This window comes from Pediococcus inopinatus, from assembly GCF_002982135.1.
Lineage (GTDB): Bacteria > Bacillota > Bacilli > Lactobacillales > Lactobacillaceae > Pediococcus > Pediococcus inopinatus.
Genome location: NZ_CP019981.1, coordinates 2,038,639 through 2,057,837, shown reverse-complemented (window position 1 = coordinate 2,057,837; position 19,199 = coordinate 2,038,639). Strand labels below are relative to the sequence as shown.

The following is a 19,199-nucleotide window of genomic DNA, read 5'->3' as shown; positions in this document are numbered from 1 at the left end:
TCACCTATACCAATTTAAACGGATCTCTTTTGATAACCGCTAGACAGGCCATTTGATAGCCGTTGTATTCCTAAATCAATCTGTGAAAGAGTTACATTACTGAAACTGATTCTTGCACCATTTCGATGTGTCTTATCTGGAAATAGATTGGTAGATGGAATCATCATCACGTGAAAACTGGGTTTTAACTGATTATTTTGCACTTTTTCCAAGTCAAGATCCTCAGGCACTGTCAACCAAGTAAAGAATCCTCCTTGCGGTTTTGTATAGTGAGCAAAATCCGGTAAGTATCTTTCCATTGCATTCATCATGGCATTCCGTTTAACTTGATAGCTCTTTTGCAGCTTGCCCAAGTGCTCATTCAAATCGTAATGTGTTAAATAGTAGTCAACCGTTTGTATCATCAAACTAGAAGTTTCTAAATCGGAGCCACCTTTAAGTTCTTGTAGTCGTTCAAAAAGGTCATTTCCTGCTGTTAGCCATCCTAAACGCAGGGCAGGTGCTAAGATTTTCGAAAAACTACCCAATTGAATCACGCGATCTTGAGTATCCAGTGACTTTAAAGTAGGTAATGATTCCCCTTCATAACGTAGCCAACGATAGGGAGCATCTTCTAATAGCAGAACATCATAACGATTAGCCAGTTCAACCAACTGTTTCCGTTTAGCTAACGACATAACTGTTCCCGTCGGATTTTGAAAATCAGGAATTGTATAAATTAGTTTTACGTGTTGCTGAATTAAAATTTTTTTCAAATCTACAAGGTTCATTCCGTCTTCTTCCATCCCTACTGTATAGTAGGTTGGTTCATACGCATCGAACGCAGCCAAAGCCCCAATGTAAGTGGGCCCTTCAACTACCAGGCCATCCCCTTTATTGATCAAAAGTTTAGCAACCAAGTCTAATCCTTGCTGTGCGCCTTGGGTCACCATAATTTTAGAAGCGTCCACTTGCGTCCCATCAGCCGCTAATAATTGGGAAATTTGGTTACGCAACGGCTCAGACTCTTCACCAATTTGATATTGGAACGGCGTCTGCTTTCCACTAATAACATTTTGAAAGCTGTCGCCAAGCTCTTGGGTAGGAAACAGACTTGCATCTGGAAATCCTCCAGTAAAAGAGATCATTTCCGGGTCATGACTCGGATAGATTGCATTCAACCCGCTTTTTGACGTTATCGAAACCCGACTTGCAAATTCTTCTGTCATTTCTATTTCCTCCCATAATATCTACAATACTTATTGACTCCATGATACTAATTATTTAATATGAAGTAAAACTCAACGTTCTCAATAAAATGTGAATCCTTTTCACTACCAAACTAAAGCGGAGGCTAATATGGCTAATTTTTCTTACGAAATATTTGCACAAGTTGTCACAACTAAAAATTTTGGTCAGGCTGCAAAAGTTTTAAACGTTACTCCCAGCGCGGTAAGCCATGCTATCAGCCAACTAGAAAATGATCTCGGCTTTCCTCTATTCATTCGAAACCGGACTGGTGTGGAGATCACCCCTGACGGTCAACAAATTCTGCCAGTTATTCAAAATATTTTAAATAGTGAATCACAATTACAACAAGTTGCCGATCAAATTCGGGGTTTAAACTCAGGTACGATCCGGATAGGTGCGTTCAGTAGTGTCTGCATTAATTGGTTGCCCACCATTATCCAACATTTCAAGAAAAAATATCCCGGTGTTGATGTAACCATCACTCAAGGAACGTTTTCAGAAATTGCCGAAATGACAAGAATTGGCACAGTCGACATTGGTTTTGCCGCACTGCCTGTAGACGCACAATTAACTACCGAGTCATTAGTAGCTGACCCCATTTATTGCGTCACGCCCGCTAACTTTGTCCCTAAAAATAAAACCTATATCACAACTGACGATATTGGCGACTACCGCTTCATTTTGCAACAAATCGATTATGATCGTGACACAAAGAAGACTTTGGATCGCTACGCTGTTGCACCAAATGCCCTTTCGTACTCTATTGATGATCAATCCATTCTTTCAATGGTAGAAAGTGGCCTTGGGTTTGGAATCTTGCCTCAACTAGCTCTTCAAAAATTGACTGGTGATGTCAATGTTTATCCATTTTCTCATCAGTATTACCGAACAATTTGCCTTAGTGTCAATAAAACTCAAGCAGAGGCGCCCTCCACGAAACTAATGTTGACGGAAATTCACGACTATCTCGCAAACCGTTATCAAGCTGATTACTTAGGACAGCCCGTTAAATAAACAAAACGACTAGTTTCAACAAGCAATTTTACTGCTTGAAAACTAGTCGTTTTTTATTTTTTCTTCTATATAGTAGTTGCAGTTTCGAAGCCAGTGGCGATCTTTCGCTAAGCCTTAGGACAGTTTGGCACGTCAAAAGGCCGGAAATAAGTATGCTTCCCGCGGGATTGCGATCCCGCACTACTCCATTTCGTTGGTTGATTTTTGAAACGAAAATCTTTCTTATTCCGTTCGCTGTCGATTCTTGTGGCACAGTTTGGCCGCAAGAACTCGCATCCAGCACCACTCTTACTGCACTTTTTTGCTATGCCTTAGGACAGCTCGGCAAAACAAGAGACTGATTGTAAGCACAACTCCCGCGGGATTGCGATCCCGCATCCGTTGTGCTTACAATCAGCCTCTTACCGTTTTGCCTCACTCACTTTACTTAACCCTAGCCAAAAAGTACTTCTTTTTTCCACGACGCACAATCACAAACTTGCCGTCAAAATGCGCACTAGGATCAATTTCAGCGTCTACATCCTGCACCTTTTCACCATTAATCCGAATAGCTCCGTTTTTTACATCTTCTCGTGCTTGGCGTCTTGATGCCTCAATCTTTGTATCATCCACTAGCCATAAAATGATATTTTTCTTTTCATCACTAACCTCAACAGAAGGCATATTCTTAAAACCTTGTTCAATTTCTTCTGCTGTTAGGTCTTGCACTTCACCGGAGAACAATGCTTGAGTAATGTGTTGGGCCTCCACTACCGCCTGTTCACCATGCACAAATTTGGTCACTTCTTCCGCCAAACGGCGCTGAGCTTCCCGTTTTTCTGGATGCGTCTGAACCTTATCTGCTAATTCGTTAATCTCGTCTTCACCTAAGAATGTAAAGTACTTCAAGTATTTCACAACATCCCGGTCATCTTGATTAATCCAAAATTGGTAGAATTCATATGGTGAAGTCTTCTTTGGATCCAACCATACAGCGCCACCAGCCGTTTTTCCAAACTTTGTCCCATCAGCCTTAAGCATTAATGGGATCGTGAGCGCAAACACGTCCGTATCTGAACCTTCAACCTTATGAATTAAATCGATTCCGGCAGTAATATTTCCCCATTGATCGGCACCACCAATCTGGAGTTGCACATTTTCATGTTTGTATAGATGAAGAAAATCAATGGACTGCAAAATTTGGTAAGTAAATTCCGTGAAAGAAATTCCCACTTCCAAACGACTTGCCACAACTTCTTTGTTCAACATCGTGTTGACGTTAAAAAGCTTTCCGTAATCGCGAAGAAAATCTAACAAAGACAACTTTGAAAGCCAATCATAGTTATTTACAATGGTGAAATTTTCTGTCCCAAACAATTTAATCATTTGTGCAGATATGGCATCTTCATTATGTTTAACTTGGTCCATCGTCTGCAAAACTCGTTCTGAATTTTTACCAGACGGATCACCAATCGCACCCGTTCCACCACCAATAACAATTACTGGATGATGGCCTTGGAGTTGGAATCGTTTCAACATCATAAAAGGAATCAAATGGCCAATATGCAAACTGTCACCCGTAGGATCCACCCCACAGTACAAGCCAATTTGTTGCTTCTCTGCTAATTCGCGTAGCCCCTCTTCGTCAGTTGTTTGATTCACAGCCCCACGCCATTTTAGTTCATCAATAATATTCATAACCGTTCCTCCTCATTTTTTGTTTCAAATAGTATAAAAAAAGTCCCTAAAGTCAATAAAGACTCTAGGGACGAAATTCTCCGCGTTACCACCCAAGTTATTGCAATTAACTGCAACCACTCAACATCGATAACGAGATGAATCGCTAATTTATAGATTTAGAAGCTTGATAACTGTAATTCACAACCACCACATTCTGGTTCTCAATACCACCAGATCTCTGAAATGTTGGGCAGTCTGCTACTTCGATTATCGCATTGCTTTTGATATTAGTTTCATGTTAAGAGAGTTATATTGATAAGTCAAGAATTTTTTTAAAAAGCCAACCGAATCAACGCCATGCTTACAATCCCCACCACAACAATCACAATCAGACTTTTTGAAATAATGGCCGCCACAAAAGTCGGTACTGTTGCAAGCAGATTTTCATAATTAACCGTTGGCAATGACCCCGCATGATGGGTAAAAATATTTTCCATAATTAAGGCCGTCATAATCACCAATGGCACAAAGCTTAAATACTGAATCAGCCATTTTGGCAAATCAAAGTTTTTAACCAGGACAAATGGGATTACCCGTGATAGCCAAGTCACGATGCCACACCCGATAATTGTCCATAATACGTTCATCGTGAGCGCCATTGTTCAATCACCATCCCTAAAAAGCAGCCGACCAACGTTGTCACAATCAGCGCTACATTATTTGAAAAGAAAATCGTTAATCCATACATCAAAAAGCAGACTACCACGACCATAAAAATTTGAAAAACAAAGGCCTTACTTTTATCCGTAATCATTTGTAGATAAAGTAAGCCAATGAACATTGCCACCAAAGCAAAATCCAGCCCAAATGCTTTCGGATCGCCCACCAAATTACCCAATAATCCGCCAGCTGCTGTGGCAAACGCCCACGTTAAGTAAGCCACAATGTTTGCACCATGAATCCAGCCAGGTTTGAGATGATGATCCGTGAAATTAAGCTTGTTCATACTCAATGCAAACGATTCGTCAGTTAACAACGATCCGATGCCAATGTTTTGTCCCAGTGAATCCTTCCGAAAATATTGGGCAACTGTGGTGCTCATCAAAATGAATCGCGCATTAACCAAAAAGACCGACAACATGATGAATGGAATGGAGCTTCCAACCAGCATTAAGCTCACCATAATAAATTGTGCCGACCCCGCATATGTAATTAGCGACATTAAAAATATTTCTAAAACACTCAAACCACTTGTTTTCCCGACGACTCCAAAAGCAAGGCCAATTCCTATGTATCCCAAAACTGTTGGGATTGCCTCTCTCACACCCGTTTCAAAATCTAACTGTTCGTTCACAACATCATCCCTTATTGATTAGTTTCTTTTTAAATTCATTTGTCTACTTATTTGTTATAATTTAGACAAAATCACGTTTTTTGGAGGCCATCATGAAAACTTTGTACATCGATCGGGTCACAGTTTCAGACTACACCTACCTAATTGCTGTTGGCGACCATGGGCTAGCATTCGTAGGGTCCAGCAATTCAGAAGAAGAACTGCACCACTACATTGCTAATGCCCAGCTCTTAAAAAATTCCGACAAAACGAATCCTTATAAAACGGCACTCAAAAATTTGCTGCTCGGCAAATCCCAGCAGTTTACTCTTCCAATTGAATTTAATGGGTCCCCTTTTCAAAAATCCGTCTGGCAGGCCCTACAGACCATTCCCTACGGAGAAACGACTACTTATAGCGCCCTAGCCGAAAAAATTGGCCGACCAACTGCTGCTCGAGCGGTTGCCAATGCCGTCGGAAGAAATCCCAATCAAATCGTTGTTCCTTGTCACCGCGTCTTGCACAAAGATGGTTCAATTGGCGGCTATCACGGCGGATTACCGTTGAAACGTCAGTTATTGGCTCTTGAATCACGCGTTAAAAATGCTTAGCCAACAACTTCGAAAACTTCACAAAAACAGGTCATGTCTTCAGTGAACGTTTGGCCAGCTTCCTTAAACTCGTTTCTAAAGAATGGTTCATGAACACTCCGCCAATAAGCTAAAGTCCGGTTACCCTCACCTTCATGGTAAGCATGTTCAGCTGTCATATTTTTGTATGGCATAATTTCGGTTACCACGGTCTTGGTAATGCATACCGGATGCCCACTGCCATCCAAAATAATGTTATATTCGCCCACTTGCGGATAAGGTTCGTTTTCTTCATATAAGTCATATGCCGAAGTTGTCGCCGTTTTGATTCCCTTAAACGTAAGATCTGCCAATTCATTTGCCATTTCAGGACTATTACCAAACGCCCAAGCACTGTAAGTAGCATTTTGAAGATGATGTTTGCTTACAAACGATTGCCAATAAGCCTTTATTTCTGCCTTATGATCCATAAAATCACCTCGTGAAATATTTCCATCATTATAGCATTTTAATGCCATTTAAGCTCTCCATTGCAACGGAACAATTTCATCTTTCTAAACGTTGTGATACGGTTACTCTGTACTCAGTTTCACCAGAAGTTATTTTACTGACCTAGCACAGATGGACTGATTGAGAATATAATTAGAACAAAATATTAATACCAAAAAGGAGAAAAAATCCATGCCAACAAAACTATCACGTGGTAAATTTGAAAACCTTCAAAAATTAGCTGATGACGAAGGGACCTTAACTATCTTAGGCCTCGATCAGCGTAAATCGTTTCAAAAATTAATGGCGCAATCACAGGAACAATCTGGCCATCAATTTAATAAAAAACAATGTTATGAATTCAAACAATTACTTTCTGAATACCTTTCTCCTTACGCCTCAGGAATTTTACTGGATCAAGAACTCGGATCCGAAGCCATGAAGACTAAAACTACTCAAGCGGGTCTCATCACTGCCTACGATTGCTCTGAACCAGATAATTCTAAAAACAATCATTTTCCGCGGCTTTTATCCAGTCTTTCTTTAAATCGTCTCGCCCACACCAAAACAAACGGTGTAAAAGTACGGGTGGCTTACAATCCCCATGGTGACGCGCAGATTAATGATCAAAAACAAGCCTTTTTGGAACGTATTGGTGCCGAAGCTTTGGCAGCTGACTTACCACTTTTTATCGAACCAATTGTTTACGATGACGCCGTTACAGATAAAACAAGTGCAGCATTTGCTAAAATCCAGCCAGCGTTAATCATTGATACTATCAAGGAGTTAACTAAATCACGATATCATATTGACATGCTTCAAATTGAAATGCCAGTTAATTTGCAATTTGTGGAAGGCTTTGCTGAAACTGACGTGACTCCCGTTTATTCAAAACGAGAAGCGGCTAAACTCTTCAAAGAAGCTAGCGACACAACCACCCGCCCATTCTTATATAAAAGTGGTCCAGAATCTATTGAAACTTTTAAATCCGCAGTTAAATTTGCTGGTCAATCTGGGACTAAGTTTGCTGGTATATTAGTCGGTCAGTCACTATGGGAGGAAGCCATTCAGCTTTATGTTGCTCAAGGCGAGCCGGCCTTAAAAGACTGGTTAGCAACAACTGGCAAAACAAATCTAACGACTTTAAATGACATTCTCGAAAATTATGCAACTCCTTGGTATGACCGGTTTGGTGGTCAAAAATCGCTTGAACTTTTCGATAATCCATTCGAGCTATAGGATCTCACCTTTAAAAATTAAAATAGATTGTTTTTTTGTGAGAACGGTGTTACGATATCGGTGTGATATCACGTAAACGTTTTCATATTTCTATTTTAAGTTATGGGGAGGTAGATTCTTATGAACATTAGTGCTGATATTTTAAAATCTCAAATTACATTTAAACCTCAAAAAGACGGGGTTGATCCTTTCTTATCTTGGGCTCACATTCAAATTAATGGCGAAGAATATCCACGTGGGGGCAAAAGTATCCTCAAGCACCGCGTTGCACATCCAAAAATGCGTTCAAAAACGACCGTTACATTTGATGATGACAAAATCACGATTCTAATAGAGGGAAATCAATACAAAAGTTATCCCATTAACCAGCTAAAATCACTCACCGTCTTAATCATGCGGGGCTTTGCTGTGTATTATCCAGGAAGAGTTTCCAATAACACCATTGCGATCTTGGAGTTTCCGGATACTACCTATTATTTTGATACGCCCACACCTTTACCGGCAGCTGTCCTATTGGCATCGCCTATTTTCAACCAGACAACTGTCAACGATCCGATGCATCTCAAACAATTCGGTAGTATTCAATCTCTGCAAGACATGAATGACGCCATTGCCCGAAAAGGCTATGAAAATATGGTTAAAGATACGCCCCTCAGCTGGTTAGCCACCACGTTTAACCCTGAAGAAGAACCCTATCAGCTCATGTCAAATTGACAAAACTCTATTTGGGGCTTAGTCTTGGAGAAACTTACTTATCTACACCAAGGAGGCGCCAATTATCAGAGAACAACATAAACGTCTTATTAAACCAAAATATGGTTCGCGTGCTTTTTCAACATTCCTATATGTAATTTTTGTATTAGCCGTCATCTGTTTATTGACAGTTTTCAACAAAAGTTTTGGTGTGATTGTTGCCACGAGTGATCCAGTTGTGAACCAAATTACGGACACCGTTAATGCAAAAATTCCACAATACGACGGCTATACGATTCGGGTCACCTCAGACGTCATTAAACCTGATTTAAAAACTGCCGTCGAACAGGTTTACGAGGGTAAAGCAATCAAAGTGGATCCAACTGGATTTCAAGACAGCGTTAAAAAACAGCTTGAATCTGATGGCATATCGCCACTCATTATCAATTCTGCAATTGGCGCCGGTGTGCAAACCAAGCTAACCAGTGAATATCAAAATGCTTTTCAAAATCAGTATTTGCTAGAAGCCCGTGAGCAACTACCGATTTACAAAGGATGGACTTATGCGATCGCGTTAATCACATTTGTCCTGGGAACCCTTTTTCGAATCCGGTATAATCGTTCTAAACACTAAAAATAACCAACAAAAAACTTCCGAAGCAGCCACAATAGCCTCGGAAGTTTTTTGTGTTCAATTCTTTACCACTGTTTTAATAAATTCTCAATCGTAACAAGAACGCCATTTTGGTCATGATCAGGCGCTACATCGTTTGCGATTGCCTTTATCGTTTGCGGCGCATTAGCCATCGCAAAACCAAGCCCAGCTTCTTTGAGCATTTCTGCATCATTGCCACCATCACCAAAAGCGACCACATTAGTCATTGGTACATGGAGCTGACTAGCGACACGCTTGATGGCGTTCGCTTTATGTGTATGCGGAATAATCAGGTCAATATCACCATGCCCTGATGAAACAGGCAACAACTCTCCGGCTAACTCATTTTGAAGCATTTTTACAATTGACTCTGTTTGCTCATCTGGACAAGACATTCCCAGTTTCAAAACCGTATCATCAATCTCATCCCAGTCTTTTACTGACTGCAATTTATAATAATATCTAGCGGTCATTTCAGAAAATGATTTTGGCTCAGAATCTAGAATATAAGCACTGTGAACTGCGCTAACAATCGGATGCACATCTGGTAAACTATCTAAGAATTGAATCGCATGCTGATATGCAGCTGGATCCATTTTTGCTGAATACATGACTGATTCATCTGGTTCTTTTACTAAGGCCCCATTATCGGAAACAAACCAAATAGTCGAAGCTGTTTTGGGGAAGAACGCCCGTAACTGCGAATCTTGATTTCCACTGGCAACCACGAAAGTTACATGTTTTTCCTGCATTTGAGGATACAATTTTAAAAAATAGTCATGATCAAAATCCTGGTCACTATTTAAAAAAGTTCCATCCATGTCAACGGCAATTATTCTATCTGTCATAATCTTCTCCTCCAAATGCACTAAAATTTATTTTCTAGTGCAAACGTGTCTAAAAAGTAACTGGTCATAAACTAATTACTTTTTTTAAACACTTCTTTTTAAAACATAACAGAAGGCGCTTACAAATTAAAGTAAGCGCCCGGTATTTTTATGCTAATTTTTCGTTACTGTTCACAGTTTTATTTTTCATCGCTTGAATATATTTTTTCCCAATCACTACGCGACCATTAAAGACTTTAATGCGCATTAACGAACGACGATCCTCTTTACAAACCGTATTCATATCAAGTTCGATTAAGTACGTATTCTCGTATTCTTTAATTGCTCGCCCGCTAAAACCATTTTTAATCATTGGGCATTGGCTGCAAATAACCTCAAATCGTTGATAACTGCATTCTTCATCTCGCATGATCATCCCTCCAAATTTCTTATAATTATTATAAGGTAGACTTTAAAGGAAAAGTATGAATTTTTCATGAAGACCATGTAATTAAATTATGAATCACCAAAAAACATGCTGCTTATTTTTCCTCAGAAAAAAGCAACATGTTTCTATTTTTATTTTGCAACTGGTAATAACACGGTGAAAATTGAACCACCACCTGGATTATCAGTTATTTTAATATGGCCATTGTGTGCTCTGACGATCCATTCAGCAATTGATAAGCCTAACCCATTACCGCCTGTCTGTTTATTCCCAGATTTTTCTTCACGATAAAAACGCTTGAAAACTGATTTCTTATTTTTATCGCTAATTCCGATCCCAGTATCGCAAATCTGAATCTTTAAATTACGATTTTCAATACTACTATTGACTGTAATCGTTGCGCCAGTTGGGGTGTATTTGATCGCATTATCCAACAGAATAACAATTAATTGATGTAACCTTTTGGCATCAACCAACACAGGTTTATCCACATTAATTGAAGTTACTAATTTTTTGTCTTCGCTCTCAATCAAATCCGTATAAGGTTCCAAAATTTCATTCATAAATTCAGAAAAGTTAACTGGTGCTTTTTCTAACGTAATTACGTTGGAATTTGCCCGTGCTAGCGTCAGCATATCGCTGGTTAGTCCATTTAGCCGCCGAATTTCCGAAAGCGACATGATGATGGCCCCAATTTGATCTTTAATCGTATCATTGGGCTTTGTCATTAAACCTTCAAGCTTATTTTGAATAATTGTTAACGGAGTTCTGATTTCATGAGCCGCACTGTCCACAAATTCTTCTTGTTGTTTCCACGCTTTTAACACCGGCTTCATGTTGTACCGTGAAATGATGTAACTAATGATGAACACAATCAGCCCAAAGATAATCAAGGACGCCAAAAGTAGGTCTTTAAAGCGATTCACACCCTGAAGTTCGGGCGTTACATTTTTTATAACTAAGACATATTTTGGTTGTTTACTGGCTTTAAGTAATTTGTCATCCCCACGTTTCATGGTCATTTTGGAAAGCACCTTCACGTAGGCACAACGCAACGTTGTATCTCCCGACTTTATATTGAAAATTCTATTAAGCTGGTTTTTATTGACCTTAATTTTAGAAACCGTGCTCGCCATATTGTTCAAATACTGCGAGTTTAGAATCTTTCCCTTAGAATTATAATAGACCGTAATTGTTTGAAAATCTGGCGGTCCCATCATATTTGTACTGTTCGCGGCCATTTGTGTACGCTGTGTCAACGTACTATCAATGCTGTTATACGTATTGCGCTGGTAAAACAAAAAAATGATCGTTCCAAGAACTGTAAAAATAATTAAAAAACTGAAAAATTCCAACAGAAACAGTCTAATTTGCTGCTTTCTATTTACTATTTTATCCATTAATTCACTTCCAAAAGAAATCCTACATTACGTAAAGTTTGAATTAGTTTGGGACGGCCTGCCTTTTCTAATTTTCGCCGTAAATTACTAATATAAATATTTACGACATTAATCGTTGTGTCTGAATCCATCCCCCAAATCCGATCAAAGATTTGTTCTCGAGAAACAATAATATTCTTATTTTGTGCCAAATAAGCGAGAATCTCGTACTCTTTTCCCACAAGCTTTAAAGGTTGATCATCCACCATCACTTGACGATTTTCCGTATTTAACCACATGTTATCATCAACTAACAAGCGTTTATCATCTTGATAAACCCCGCTTCGTTTGAGTAAAGCTTTCACGCGTACGATTAATTCTTCACGATGAAATGGCTTCGTTAAATAATCGTCGGCCCCCGTGTCAAAACCCGTGATTTTATCTTCCAAACTATCTTTCGCCGTTAAAACTAACACTGGTGTTTCAATTTTAGCTTCGCGAACTTTTTTAATGATTTCCAAACCGTTCATCAGCGGCAACATCAGGTCAACGATCAGCAGGTCATAAGGTTCTTCCGTCGCCAAATATTCGCCTTCTTCACCATCAAACGCCTGTTTGACTGAACCAATATCAACTAAAAAGTCACGCACGCTGTCTGAAAGCTGATGATCATCTTCAATTAATAATATTTTTACGATATCTGTCATCTTGCATCCCTAATTTCTTTCATTTTTTATCTCATATCTATTCTAACCTATAAAATGAGGTTAAGACAAAGAATAATATTGTCCTAACCTCATCTCTTCGCATTTTTAGTTAGGAAACCACAAATTTACGATCCTCTAAACTAATTTTTACATCACCCTGATCCGTAATTTCTGGATCATGAGTCACAATAATCACTGTTTTATGATGCTCATGGGCCAAGTCTTGGAATAATTTGATAATCATTCTCGAATTTTCACCATCCAAATTTCCAGTGGGCTCATCCGCGATGACAATGTTGGCATCCACCAACATGGCACGGATAATTGCGACACGTTGTTGTTGGCCTCCAGAAAGTTTTTGCACATTCTTCTTAGCGTCCGTTTCTTCAATCCCGACACTCTTTAATGAATCTAAAGCATACTGTTTTTCGCCTTGGTGTTCAGAGTCGGTCACCGAAAGTGCCGTCATAATATTGTCCAAAGCAGACATGTACGTCAGCAAATTATACTGTTGAAACACGATGGCTACCTTATGTTTGCGATAATTGGTCGCACCTAGTTTTTTAATATTTGTCCCATCTAGAAATATATCACCCTTTTGGGGCTTATCTAAGCCCGCAATAAAGGATAGGAAAGTTGTTTTTCCAGAACCTGAGGAACCAACAATTGTGTAAACTTTATCAGAATCAAAACTTAAGTTTACATCTTCATACAGCGGTTTATCGGCTTTTCCATACCAGTGGGTTAAATTTTTAACTGTTAACATTTCGTCAACTCCTCATATTTTGCATTATCTGGTCATTCCGGTATTGGTATATGGAACAGTGTGGATCACTGACACACTTGACATGCCAATCCTTCCACTCCAGATACATTTAAGTTTTTTAATTAGTTAAATTACTCTTAATCACATTTATTCACCAATCAATATATCTTTTGGTCGCAACCTCAAAATACTGATAGCTGACACACAGACTGCTAAAGCTATGATTACAAGCCCCATCCCACCTAGTTTAATCACTGAACTTGGCGTGATACTTGTGTTTAGCGTCTTCAATGCTTTTTTATTTGATGCACTAGTTGTCGTCGCGGATTGTGTTGCCATGCCACCGCCACGCATACCGCCGCCGGCCTGACTTGAGCCAGGAGCTCCGCCACCACCAGGTCCACCAGTCGAACCTGTGGTGCTTGAAACCGAGGTGGTCTGCTGCTGGGCTAATAATTGGTTACCAACCTTGTTGCCCACAAAACTCCCTAGCAGAAGGGCCACAACCATCGCACCAATTAAAATAACGAATAATTCGGAGAACAATTGACCGACAATGTGCAATTTAGATTCGCCCAAGGAAACCAAAACTCCGATTTCTCGTTGGCGCGTTCTAACGGACAAGATAATGATCAACGCCAAAATAATTGTTCCAGCAATCGCAACTAACCAAACAATCTTCTTAGCAAAAGATTGCACGTTTTTCATTGGTTGTAACAATTGTTTGTAACTGGCATCGTCTGAACTTACTGAAAATGAACTACTGTTTATAATGCTTTTAATTTTTTTAGTGGTTGATTTTTCTTTTGCTGAATTTTCAAGCGTATATGTCACCGTGCTTGATTTACCCTCTGTACCCGTAATTGTTGCAGGCAGCGTGTAGCTGGTATAAATCGTGTTACTTGGTTCGCTACCCGGCGCAGTACTGCTGGTTGATTTTGCTTTGTAAATTCCGACAACTTTTAATTTAATTGATTTCTTACCTGAAGTTGTCATTTTAACTGTAATTGTGTCGCCGACTTTAATACCATTTTCCGTTGCCAATTCTTTTTCAATTACAACGTTTTTCGTATTGGCATCACTAGTGGTAATATTCCGCCCAGAAACGATTTTATTCGATTTAGAAACGAATGTTGAGGTTAGTTTAGTACTTGAAACCCCATCAATACTGATATCACCAGTAGAAGCGCTACCTTTCATACCACCGCCGCTCATGCCACCAGAAGTGCCAGTAGTCGTGGATACCGTATCAAACGAACTGGCGTTTACAGATGCCGTATTCGTAATATTATAGTAGGCAACAGTATTTAAACTACCAGCCTTTTTAATTTTAGTGTTAGATACAGTAGGCGTCGTGATCGTCTTTGGCTTGGATTTAGACGAACTAGAACTCGGTCGCATCTTTGAAAACATCTTTTCTCGATTAGCCGAAACACTAATCGTGGTACCTGCCGATTTTGTCACACTATTGGTTGCTGACACTGCGGCGTTTTGAATAATGAGTCCTGATAATACAAAAACCAAAATTGCTGACATAATGAGCAGCAACAACAAACTCTGACCTTTTTTATGGGTCAAGTAAAGCATTGACCGTTTTAAATAATTCATTTCCTCATCTCCTCGTATTGATGAGTTTCATTTTACGAAGCCTACGTTAAACGAAGATTAAGGGCTGTGATTAAAATAAAATTCTTGTGGCCGCAGTTCTGGCCGCAAGAATCATGGCACTACTCCGCTCTTTCGTTGATTTTCGTACCGAAAATCTTTTATGCTCCGGACGTTGTCCATTCTTGTGGCCGCAGTTCTGACCGCAAGAATCATGGCACTACTCCGCTCTTTCGTTGATTTTCGTACCGAAAATCTTTTATGCTCCGGACGTTGTCCATTCTTGTGGCCGCAGTTCTGACCGCAAGAATCATGGCACAAAAAAACCGAATCACATTCGCGGTATGATTCGGTCTATAAGCTAAATAAATAGCTTTCAATAATGTAAGTTAATTTTTACAGGGGAGTTGAACATATGGAAAATATTCCATCATCTTCCAAATTTGGAAGGTTTTAAAAACCCGCCTCCTTCTTTAATGAATATATTCATAATATGACGCCGACTTTAAACGAAGATTAAAAGTAACAAAAGAATCCAAATTTCTTTTTATACAGAAGGAAAAGCCTGCAAGCTACGACTTTTCACGTAATTTATGCATTTATGATATCATCCTTATGCTACAATTAATTGAAACATTAAAATCGGTTTAATAGACAGAATAGGTGCGTTTATCGTGAATAAAAAATTGTTATATTTAGCACGGATTATGAAGTGAACCCATAAAATTGGACAAATATTTATGCTGCTCTCTGAACGGCGAGTTCTCGGTATTTTACCGGGGACTTGCCGTTCAATTTTGTTTTAATTCGACGATTATTATAAAAACCTATCCATTCGGTCATTGCTTGGATTAAGCTAGCTTTATCTTCAAAATGTTCATCCATCATTTCAGCTTTCATAATGTGAAAGAATGACTCCATCGCCGCATTATCAAGACAAGTTGCTTTACGTGACATGCTTTGATAAGCGTGATGTTGCTTTAAAACCTGCTGCCAGTGTCGATGTTGATACTGAAAGCCTTGGTCAGTATGGACTGTTGTCCGGTAATTTAGTTTTGGTAGCTTTTCTAAAGCCTCTTTAAGCGGTTTAATTGCGAATTTAACTGTTGGATGTTCACTAATATTGAATGCTAGAATTTCTCCAGAAAACAAATCAAGAACTGGTTCGAGGTAAACTCGTTCGTTCATTCCCATGTTTCCATATCTGAATTCACTAACGTCTGCGACGAGCTTTTGATAAGGTCTATCGGTTTTGAAGCGTCGCTTTAAGCGATTAGCGGCGATTTTACCCACTAAACCTTTATATGAATTATATTTTTTGGTTTGTCGATTAAAGGCATGACACAACCACCCGTGTTCCTGCATAATTCGCAAAACGCGTTTATGATTAACTTTAAATCCTAAATCATGTAATGCATTTGTAAGTCTTCGATAGCCGTATTTTTTGGTGTATTTTGGATCTTTTTGGCGAATCTCGTCTATTGCTTGAATAATCTGGTCATCATCAAATTTACGTCTCTCATGACTCTGAGTGTAGTAATAGGTACTGCGTGGAATTTGGATTACTTTAAGAATCAGTTTGATAGAAGTTTGGAATAGTTGCCTTAACTCGATGGCTATTTCTGAGATTTCTTTTGTACTGATTTTTTCCGAGTTAAGGCCTCTAATTTTTTTAGGTAGGTGTTCTCAATCTTTAACATTTCATTTTCTTTTTGAAGCTGTTTTAAATCCTCTTTGGCTGTGGAATTGTCCTTTTGGACAATGGGTTTGCGACTTTTATTCTTGTGTTTTACCATGTTCTTGGCGTTGCCTCGCTTTCGCTCTAGACCCACAATTCCTAATGCCTTAAACCGACTTTCCCATTGCCAAATGGTACTCGGCGAGGATAAATTAAAATGTAAGGCAGTTACTGGAAGCGAGGCCTGATTTTGTTTTCTCCAGTTTAATACATCGACTTTGAACTGGCTAGCATATTCTAAATCCATTGCTTTGCGTTTAAGACCGTTAAGGCCAAATTTCTCATATCTTTGAATCCAATTTAAAACTGTGGCACTACTACCAATCCTGTATTTGTGTGCTAATGAATTAACGGGCAGACCACCTAAATATTCAGTTACTACTTTCACTTTGAAATCAAAATTAAATTTAACCATAAAAGAACCCCCAAGATTAGATTTTATCTGTCCAATCTTGGGGGTTCACTTCATTATCGGTTTTGGCATAATTATATTTTTTGTCTACATTTTATTTAAACAATTAAACGATTATACCGGCTATTCGGCCGATGATTATCTTTACCACTTTTTCTTTCAAGGGGAGTGGCCAACGCAACATTTACGTGGCATTCATAATCCACTAGATTTAATCCAGTCTATTCAAAATCACACCCGCCTCAATAATGGCCGTTTTGTTGCTCATACAGGCGTGCAGTTATTTATGCAGTTTCCAAAATCAGTCTATAACATTGCCAATAGCGTCGTTTACGTTTTAGTAGGTCTATTGATCAATATTCATGTTTTTGGACGACTTAAAAAGCTTCGGGTCAGCTACCTAGCTTTGACTTTTGCCTTGATGTGGATTTGCTTACCTGACTTTGGCACTTCAATTTTATGGCTATCTGGTGGTTTTAACTATCTTTGGGTAGCACTAATTTACCTAGGTTTCTTACTACCCTACCGCTTTAACTACCATGCCAAGCATCCCCGTTTAATGTTTATTGGGATGCTGATCCTTGGCTTTTTGGCCGGTGGTACAAACGAAAACACAGCTCCCCTAACCCTATTCGTCGCCTTTGTTTTTACTATTTTTGATTGGAAAAATAGTCAGCTCGGCTGGAAATGGGCTGGCGGCCTTTCTGGTGCAGTCAGTTTTATTGTCTTAGTTATTTCTGGCATGAACCAAGTGGCCGTTCGTGGTGATCAATTCGACATCGCTAGCTTAATTAGGGGCACACTTAAATATTCAGGGACATTACTTTTAGTTTTAATTTTATTAGCCAGTTATTTATACATCCAGCACCATGCTTACGGGCGTGATTTTAAATGGCACGAACAACGTAGCTATTTTGCCGGTGTAATTTATGCGGTTGGTGGATTTTTAGGGATTGTAGCTTTAGTTGTTTCCCCACAAATTCTTAGTCGTGTATTTTTTTGCCCCAATGTTTACTTTATCATCGCCCTTTTAAGTCTTCTTTACGATCATGCTAAACTCAGACAAAATTATTGGTTACCGCGTATACTGCCAGTTATTGCGACAATAATCATTGCCTTTATTAGCATTCCCATTTATGACAATGCCGTGAAAACTAATTACCAATCCTTTACTTATTGGAAAGCCGGCGACACCATTGCCCGAACTGATTACAAGCATAATATCATGCACGCAAAGGTCCCAGGCATGCCACCTGTCACTGATGATCATAATATGTATCTTTCTTCAACCTATGTTAGTCCTGGCAAGCCTAATAAGCAGTGTTTTAACGTTTGGATGGCGCGCTATTACGGCCTTAAATCGGTCACTATCGATAATACGTTATCACCTGCCAAGGTGCCAATCAATCGAAAGAGCATTACTTGGCGAACCTACCAATGGTTAAACCATTTCCACAGCCAAGTCTTAAAAACTTTTCAATCAAAATCCGTTCACGCTGCGACCACTATGAAAACAGCTTATCTACGTTATGTTGACGAATCAGGCAAGCAGGTCGGAACTGAACCAATTAGTGGTAATGTCGGTAGCACGTTTAATATCAGTCAGGCTTCCGTTGGAGGCTACACAACAGTTACTAATAATCCGCAAAGCTATACTTTTACAAACGCCGCAAATCAATCTATCACAATTCATGTAAAAAAGACGCCCAAACAAACTAGCGCCAAATTAGTTTATCGCATTAAAAAAACGAATAAAATTGTTGGCACAGAACCAATTAGCGGAAAAGTGGGACAGGCTTTCGATCTCAGTAATGCTTCGACTACTGGGTATACAACTACAAAAGAGGCTCCTGATTCCTACACATTTACTAATCAGGCCAACGCCGACGTCAATATGTGGGTACGACCGAGTTTACAAGGCGTCACAATTAATTATTTACAAGGTCACAAACAAATTAAGCAGGTCTTTGTTCAAGTCAAAACCGGTGACACATTTAAAATTGCTGCTCCGTTAGGTTATCGATTACAAAAGAATCAGGCGAGAACTTTAACAATGCCAGCCGCGGGGTTGGGGATCTTAAAAATTCAAGTTCACAAACGATCGTTTTGGCAGCGTATCATTTTAAATCCGGTATCACGTTGGTTAATTATTGGTGGAATTATTTTTGTTGTTTGGGATTCGTTTATTGCCTGGCGACAAAGTAAACACGATTAAACGTGACACTACGTTGGCTCTGGTGATCTTTGGACAGAAAAAGACCGAATCACATTCGCGGTATGATTCGGTCTTTGAGCTAATTGAATAGCTTTTAATGATGTAAGTTAATTTTTACAGGGGAGTTGAACATATGGAAAATATCCATCTTCTTCCAAATTTGGAAGGTGAGAAAAAATCACTTCTTTCTTAATGAATAA

The 19,199-nt window shown here is 39.2% G+C and carries 19 protein-coding genes and 1 other annotated feature; of the genes, 6 read left to right on the top strand and 13 right to left on the bottom strand.

From position 1 onward, the window contains the following. Positions 1-14: 14 nt before the first annotated feature. A complete protein-coding gene (locus tag PI20285_RS10200) occupies positions 15-1,208 on the bottom strand; it encodes an aminotransferase-like domain-containing protein (protein ID WP_057774965.1) in 1,194 nt (397 codons plus the stop codon). A 130-nt stretch (positions 1,209-1,338) separates the two neighbouring features. On the opposite strand from PI20285_RS10200, the gene PI20285_RS10195 reads away from it, so the two are divergent. Then, positions 1,339-2,244 carry a LysR family transcriptional regulator gene (locus PI20285_RS10195; RefSeq protein WP_057774962.1) on the top strand — a complete coding sequence of 302 codons (906 nt, stop codon included), beginning with the start codon at positions 1,339-1,341 and terminating at the stop codon, positions 2,242-2,244. Between the two features lie 423 nt (positions 2,245-2,667). Here the strand turns inward: PI20285_RS10195 and tyrS are convergent, their stop codons facing one another. From tyrS to PI20285_RS10180, 3 genes are all read right to left on the bottom strand, one after another. Then, the gene (tyrS, locus tag PI20285_RS10190) at positions 2,668-3,921 is read right to left on the bottom strand and encodes a tyrosine--tRNA ligase (RefSeq protein ID WP_057774959.1); all 1,254 of its coding nucleotides are present in this window, start codon (positions 3,919-3,921) and stop codon (positions 2,668-2,670) included. 63 nt (positions 3,922-3,984) lie between these two features. Continuing rightward, positions 3,985-4,188, bottom strand: a binding site (T-box leader). Between the two features lie 47 nt (positions 4,189-4,235). Next, positions 4,236-4,562 carry an AzlD domain-containing protein gene (locus PI20285_RS10185; RefSeq protein WP_057774956.1) on the bottom strand — a complete coding sequence of 109 codons (327 nt, stop codon included), beginning with the start codon at positions 4,560-4,562 and terminating at the stop codon, positions 4,236-4,238. Next, on the bottom strand, positions 4,547-5,257 hold the full coding sequence (locus tag PI20285_RS10180) for an AzlC family ABC transporter permease (RefSeq protein WP_057774953.1): 711 nt from the start codon (positions 5,255-5,257) through the stop codon (positions 4,547-4,549). The genes PI20285_RS10185 and PI20285_RS10180 overlap by 16 nt, the downstream gene beginning before the upstream one ends. A 92-nt stretch (positions 5,258-5,349) precedes the next feature. Between PI20285_RS10180 and PI20285_RS10175 the strand changes: the two genes are divergently transcribed. Further along, positions 5,350-5,847, top strand: a complete 498-nt coding sequence (locus tag PI20285_RS10175) for a methylated-DNA--[protein]-cysteine S-methyltransferase (RefSeq protein ID WP_057774949.1) — start codon at positions 5,350-5,352, stop codon at positions 5,845-5,847. Here PI20285_RS10175 and PI20285_RS10170 read toward each other — a convergent pair. After that, on the bottom strand, positions 5,844-6,296 hold the full coding sequence (locus PI20285_RS10170) for an ASCH domain-containing protein (protein ID WP_057774967.1): 453 nt from the start codon (positions 6,294-6,296) through the stop codon (positions 5,844-5,846). The two genes, PI20285_RS10175 and PI20285_RS10170, sit on opposite strands and share 4 nt — an antisense overlap. 211 nt (positions 6,297-6,507) lie before the next feature. On the opposite strand from PI20285_RS10170, the gene PI20285_RS10165 reads away from it, so the two are divergent. The 3 genes from PI20285_RS10165 to PI20285_RS10155 all read left to right on the top strand — a co-directional run bounded on the left by PI20285_RS10165 (position 6,508) and on the right by PI20285_RS10155 (position 8,881). Then, on the top strand, positions 6,508-7,554 hold the full coding sequence (locus tag PI20285_RS10165; protein WP_057774946.1) for a tagatose 1,6-diphosphate aldolase: 1,047 nt from the start codon (positions 6,508-6,510) through the stop codon (positions 7,552-7,554). A 120-nt stretch (positions 7,555-7,674) separates the two neighbouring features. Continuing rightward, positions 7,675-8,268, top strand: a complete 594-nt coding sequence (locus PI20285_RS10160; protein WP_057774943.1) for a hypothetical protein — start codon at positions 7,675-7,677, stop codon at positions 8,266-8,268. A gap of 163 nt (positions 8,269-8,431) precedes the next feature. Then, positions 8,432-8,881: a hypothetical protein gene (locus tag PI20285_RS10155; protein ID WP_156406537.1), complete on the top strand. Its 450-nt coding sequence runs from the start codon at positions 8,432-8,434 to the stop codon at positions 8,879-8,881. Positions 8,882-8,946: 65 nt separating this feature from the next. Here PI20285_RS10155 and PI20285_RS10150 read toward each other — a convergent pair whose 3' ends face one another. From PI20285_RS10150 to PI20285_RS10115, 8 genes are all read right to left on the bottom strand, one after another. Continuing rightward, on the bottom strand, positions 8,947-9,750 hold the full coding sequence (locus PI20285_RS10150; protein ID WP_057774938.1) for a Cof-type HAD-IIB family hydrolase: 804 nt from the start codon (positions 9,748-9,750) through the stop codon (positions 8,947-8,949). A gap of 148 nt (positions 9,751-9,898) precedes the next feature. Beyond that, on the bottom strand, positions 9,899-10,159 hold the full coding sequence (locus PI20285_RS10145) for a hypothetical protein (protein WP_057774935.1): 261 nt from the start codon (positions 10,157-10,159) through the stop codon (positions 9,899-9,901). Between the two features lie 149 nt (positions 10,160-10,308). After that, positions 10,309-11,577: a sensor histidine kinase gene (locus tag PI20285_RS10140; RefSeq protein ID WP_057774933.1), complete on the bottom strand. Its 1,269-nt coding sequence runs from the start codon at positions 11,575-11,577 to the stop codon at positions 10,309-10,311. Then, positions 11,577-12,263 (bottom strand): response regulator transcription factor, encoded by a 687-nt coding sequence (locus PI20285_RS10135; protein WP_057774931.1) that lies wholly within the window; start codon positions 12,261-12,263, stop codon positions 11,577-11,579. Before PI20285_RS10135 ends, PI20285_RS10140 begins: the two co-directional genes overlap by 1 nt. A gap of 109 nt (positions 12,264-12,372) precedes the next feature. Then, positions 12,373-13,029, bottom strand: a complete 657-nt coding sequence (locus PI20285_RS10130; RefSeq protein WP_057774929.1) for an ABC transporter ATP-binding protein — start codon at positions 13,027-13,029, stop codon at positions 12,373-12,375. Between the two features lie 147 nt (positions 13,030-13,176). Then, the gene (locus PI20285_RS10125) at positions 13,177-14,637 is read right to left on the bottom strand and encodes an ABC transporter permease (RefSeq protein WP_057774926.1); all 1,461 of its coding nucleotides are present in this window, start codon (positions 14,635-14,637) and stop codon (positions 13,177-13,179) included. A 735-nt stretch (positions 14,638-15,372) separates the two neighbouring features. After that, positions 15,373-16,191 (bottom strand): IS3 family transposase, encoded by an 819-nt coding sequence (locus tag PI20285_RS10120; RefSeq protein WP_245080689.1) that lies wholly within the window; start codon positions 16,189-16,191, stop codon positions 15,373-15,375. A gap of 59 nt (positions 16,192-16,250) precedes the next feature. Next, positions 16,251-16,787, bottom strand: a complete 537-nt coding sequence (locus tag PI20285_RS10115) for a helix-turn-helix domain-containing protein (RefSeq protein ID WP_063698703.1) — start codon at positions 16,785-16,787, stop codon at positions 16,251-16,253. Positions 16,788-16,824: 37 nt separating this feature from the next. On the opposite strand from PI20285_RS10115, the gene PI20285_RS10110 reads away from it, so the two are divergent. Then, on the top strand, positions 16,825-18,999 hold the full coding sequence (locus PI20285_RS10110; protein ID WP_057775532.1) for a DUF6056 family protein: 2,175 nt from the start codon (positions 16,825-16,827) through the stop codon (positions 18,997-18,999). Positions 19,000-19,199 lie beyond the last annotated feature (200 nt).

What these genes read in the sequence shown, in the direction of transcription:
- PI20285_RS10200 (WP_057774965.1), bottom strand. Translation starts at nt 1,208, where the DNA reads ATGACAGAAGAATTTGCAAGTCGGGTTTCGATAACGTCAAAAAGCGGG.
- PI20285_RS10195 (WP_057774962.1), top strand. Translation starts at nt 1,339, where the DNA reads ATGGCTAATTTTTCTTACGAAATATTTGCACAAGTTGTCACAACTAAA.
- tyrS (WP_057774959.1), bottom strand. Translation starts at nt 3,921, where the DNA reads ATGAATATTATTGATGAACTAAAATGGCGTGGGGCTGTGAATCAAACA.
- PI20285_RS10185 (WP_057774956.1), bottom strand. Translation starts at nt 4,562, where the DNA reads ATGGCGCTCACGATGAACGTATTATGGACAATTATCGGGTGTGGCATC.
- PI20285_RS10175 (WP_057774949.1), top strand. Translation starts at nt 5,350, where the DNA reads ATGAAAACTTTGTACATCGATCGGGTCACAGTTTCAGACTACACCTAC.
- PI20285_RS10170 (WP_057774967.1), bottom strand. Translation starts at nt 6,296, where the DNA reads ATGGATCATAAGGCAGAAATAAAGGCTTATTGGCAATCGTTTGTAAGC.
- PI20285_RS10165 (WP_057774946.1), top strand. Translation starts at nt 6,508, where the DNA reads ATGCCAACAAAACTATCACGTGGTAAATTTGAAAACCTTCAAAAATTA.
- PI20285_RS10160 (WP_057774943.1), top strand. Translation starts at nt 7,675, where the DNA reads ATGAACATTAGTGCTGATATTTTAAAATCTCAAATTACATTTAAACCT.
- PI20285_RS10150 (WP_057774938.1), bottom strand. Translation starts at nt 9,750, where the DNA reads ATGACAGATAGAATAATTGCCGTTGACATGGATGGAACTTTTTTAAAT.
- PI20285_RS10145 (WP_057774935.1), bottom strand. Translation starts at nt 10,159, where the DNA reads ATGCGAGATGAAGAATGCAGTTATCAACGATTTGAGGTTATTTGCAGC.
- PI20285_RS10140 (WP_057774933.1), bottom strand. Translation starts at nt 11,577, where the DNA reads ATGGATAAAATAGTAAATAGAAAGCAGCAAATTAGACTGTTTCTGTTG.
- PI20285_RS10135 (WP_057774931.1), bottom strand. Translation starts at nt 12,263, where the DNA reads ATGACAGATATCGTAAAAATATTATTAATTGAAGATGATCATCAGCTT.
- PI20285_RS10130 (WP_057774929.1), bottom strand. Translation starts at nt 13,029, where the DNA reads ATGTTAACAGTTAAAAATTTAACCCACTGGTATGGAAAAGCCGATAAA.
- PI20285_RS10125 (WP_057774926.1), bottom strand. Translation starts at nt 14,637, where the DNA reads ATGAATTATTTAAAACGGTCAATGCTTTACTTGACCCATAAAAAAGGT.
- PI20285_RS10115 (WP_063698703.1), bottom strand. Translation starts at nt 16,787, where the DNA reads ATGGTTAAATTTAATTTTGATTTCAAAGTGAAAGTAGTAACTGAATAT.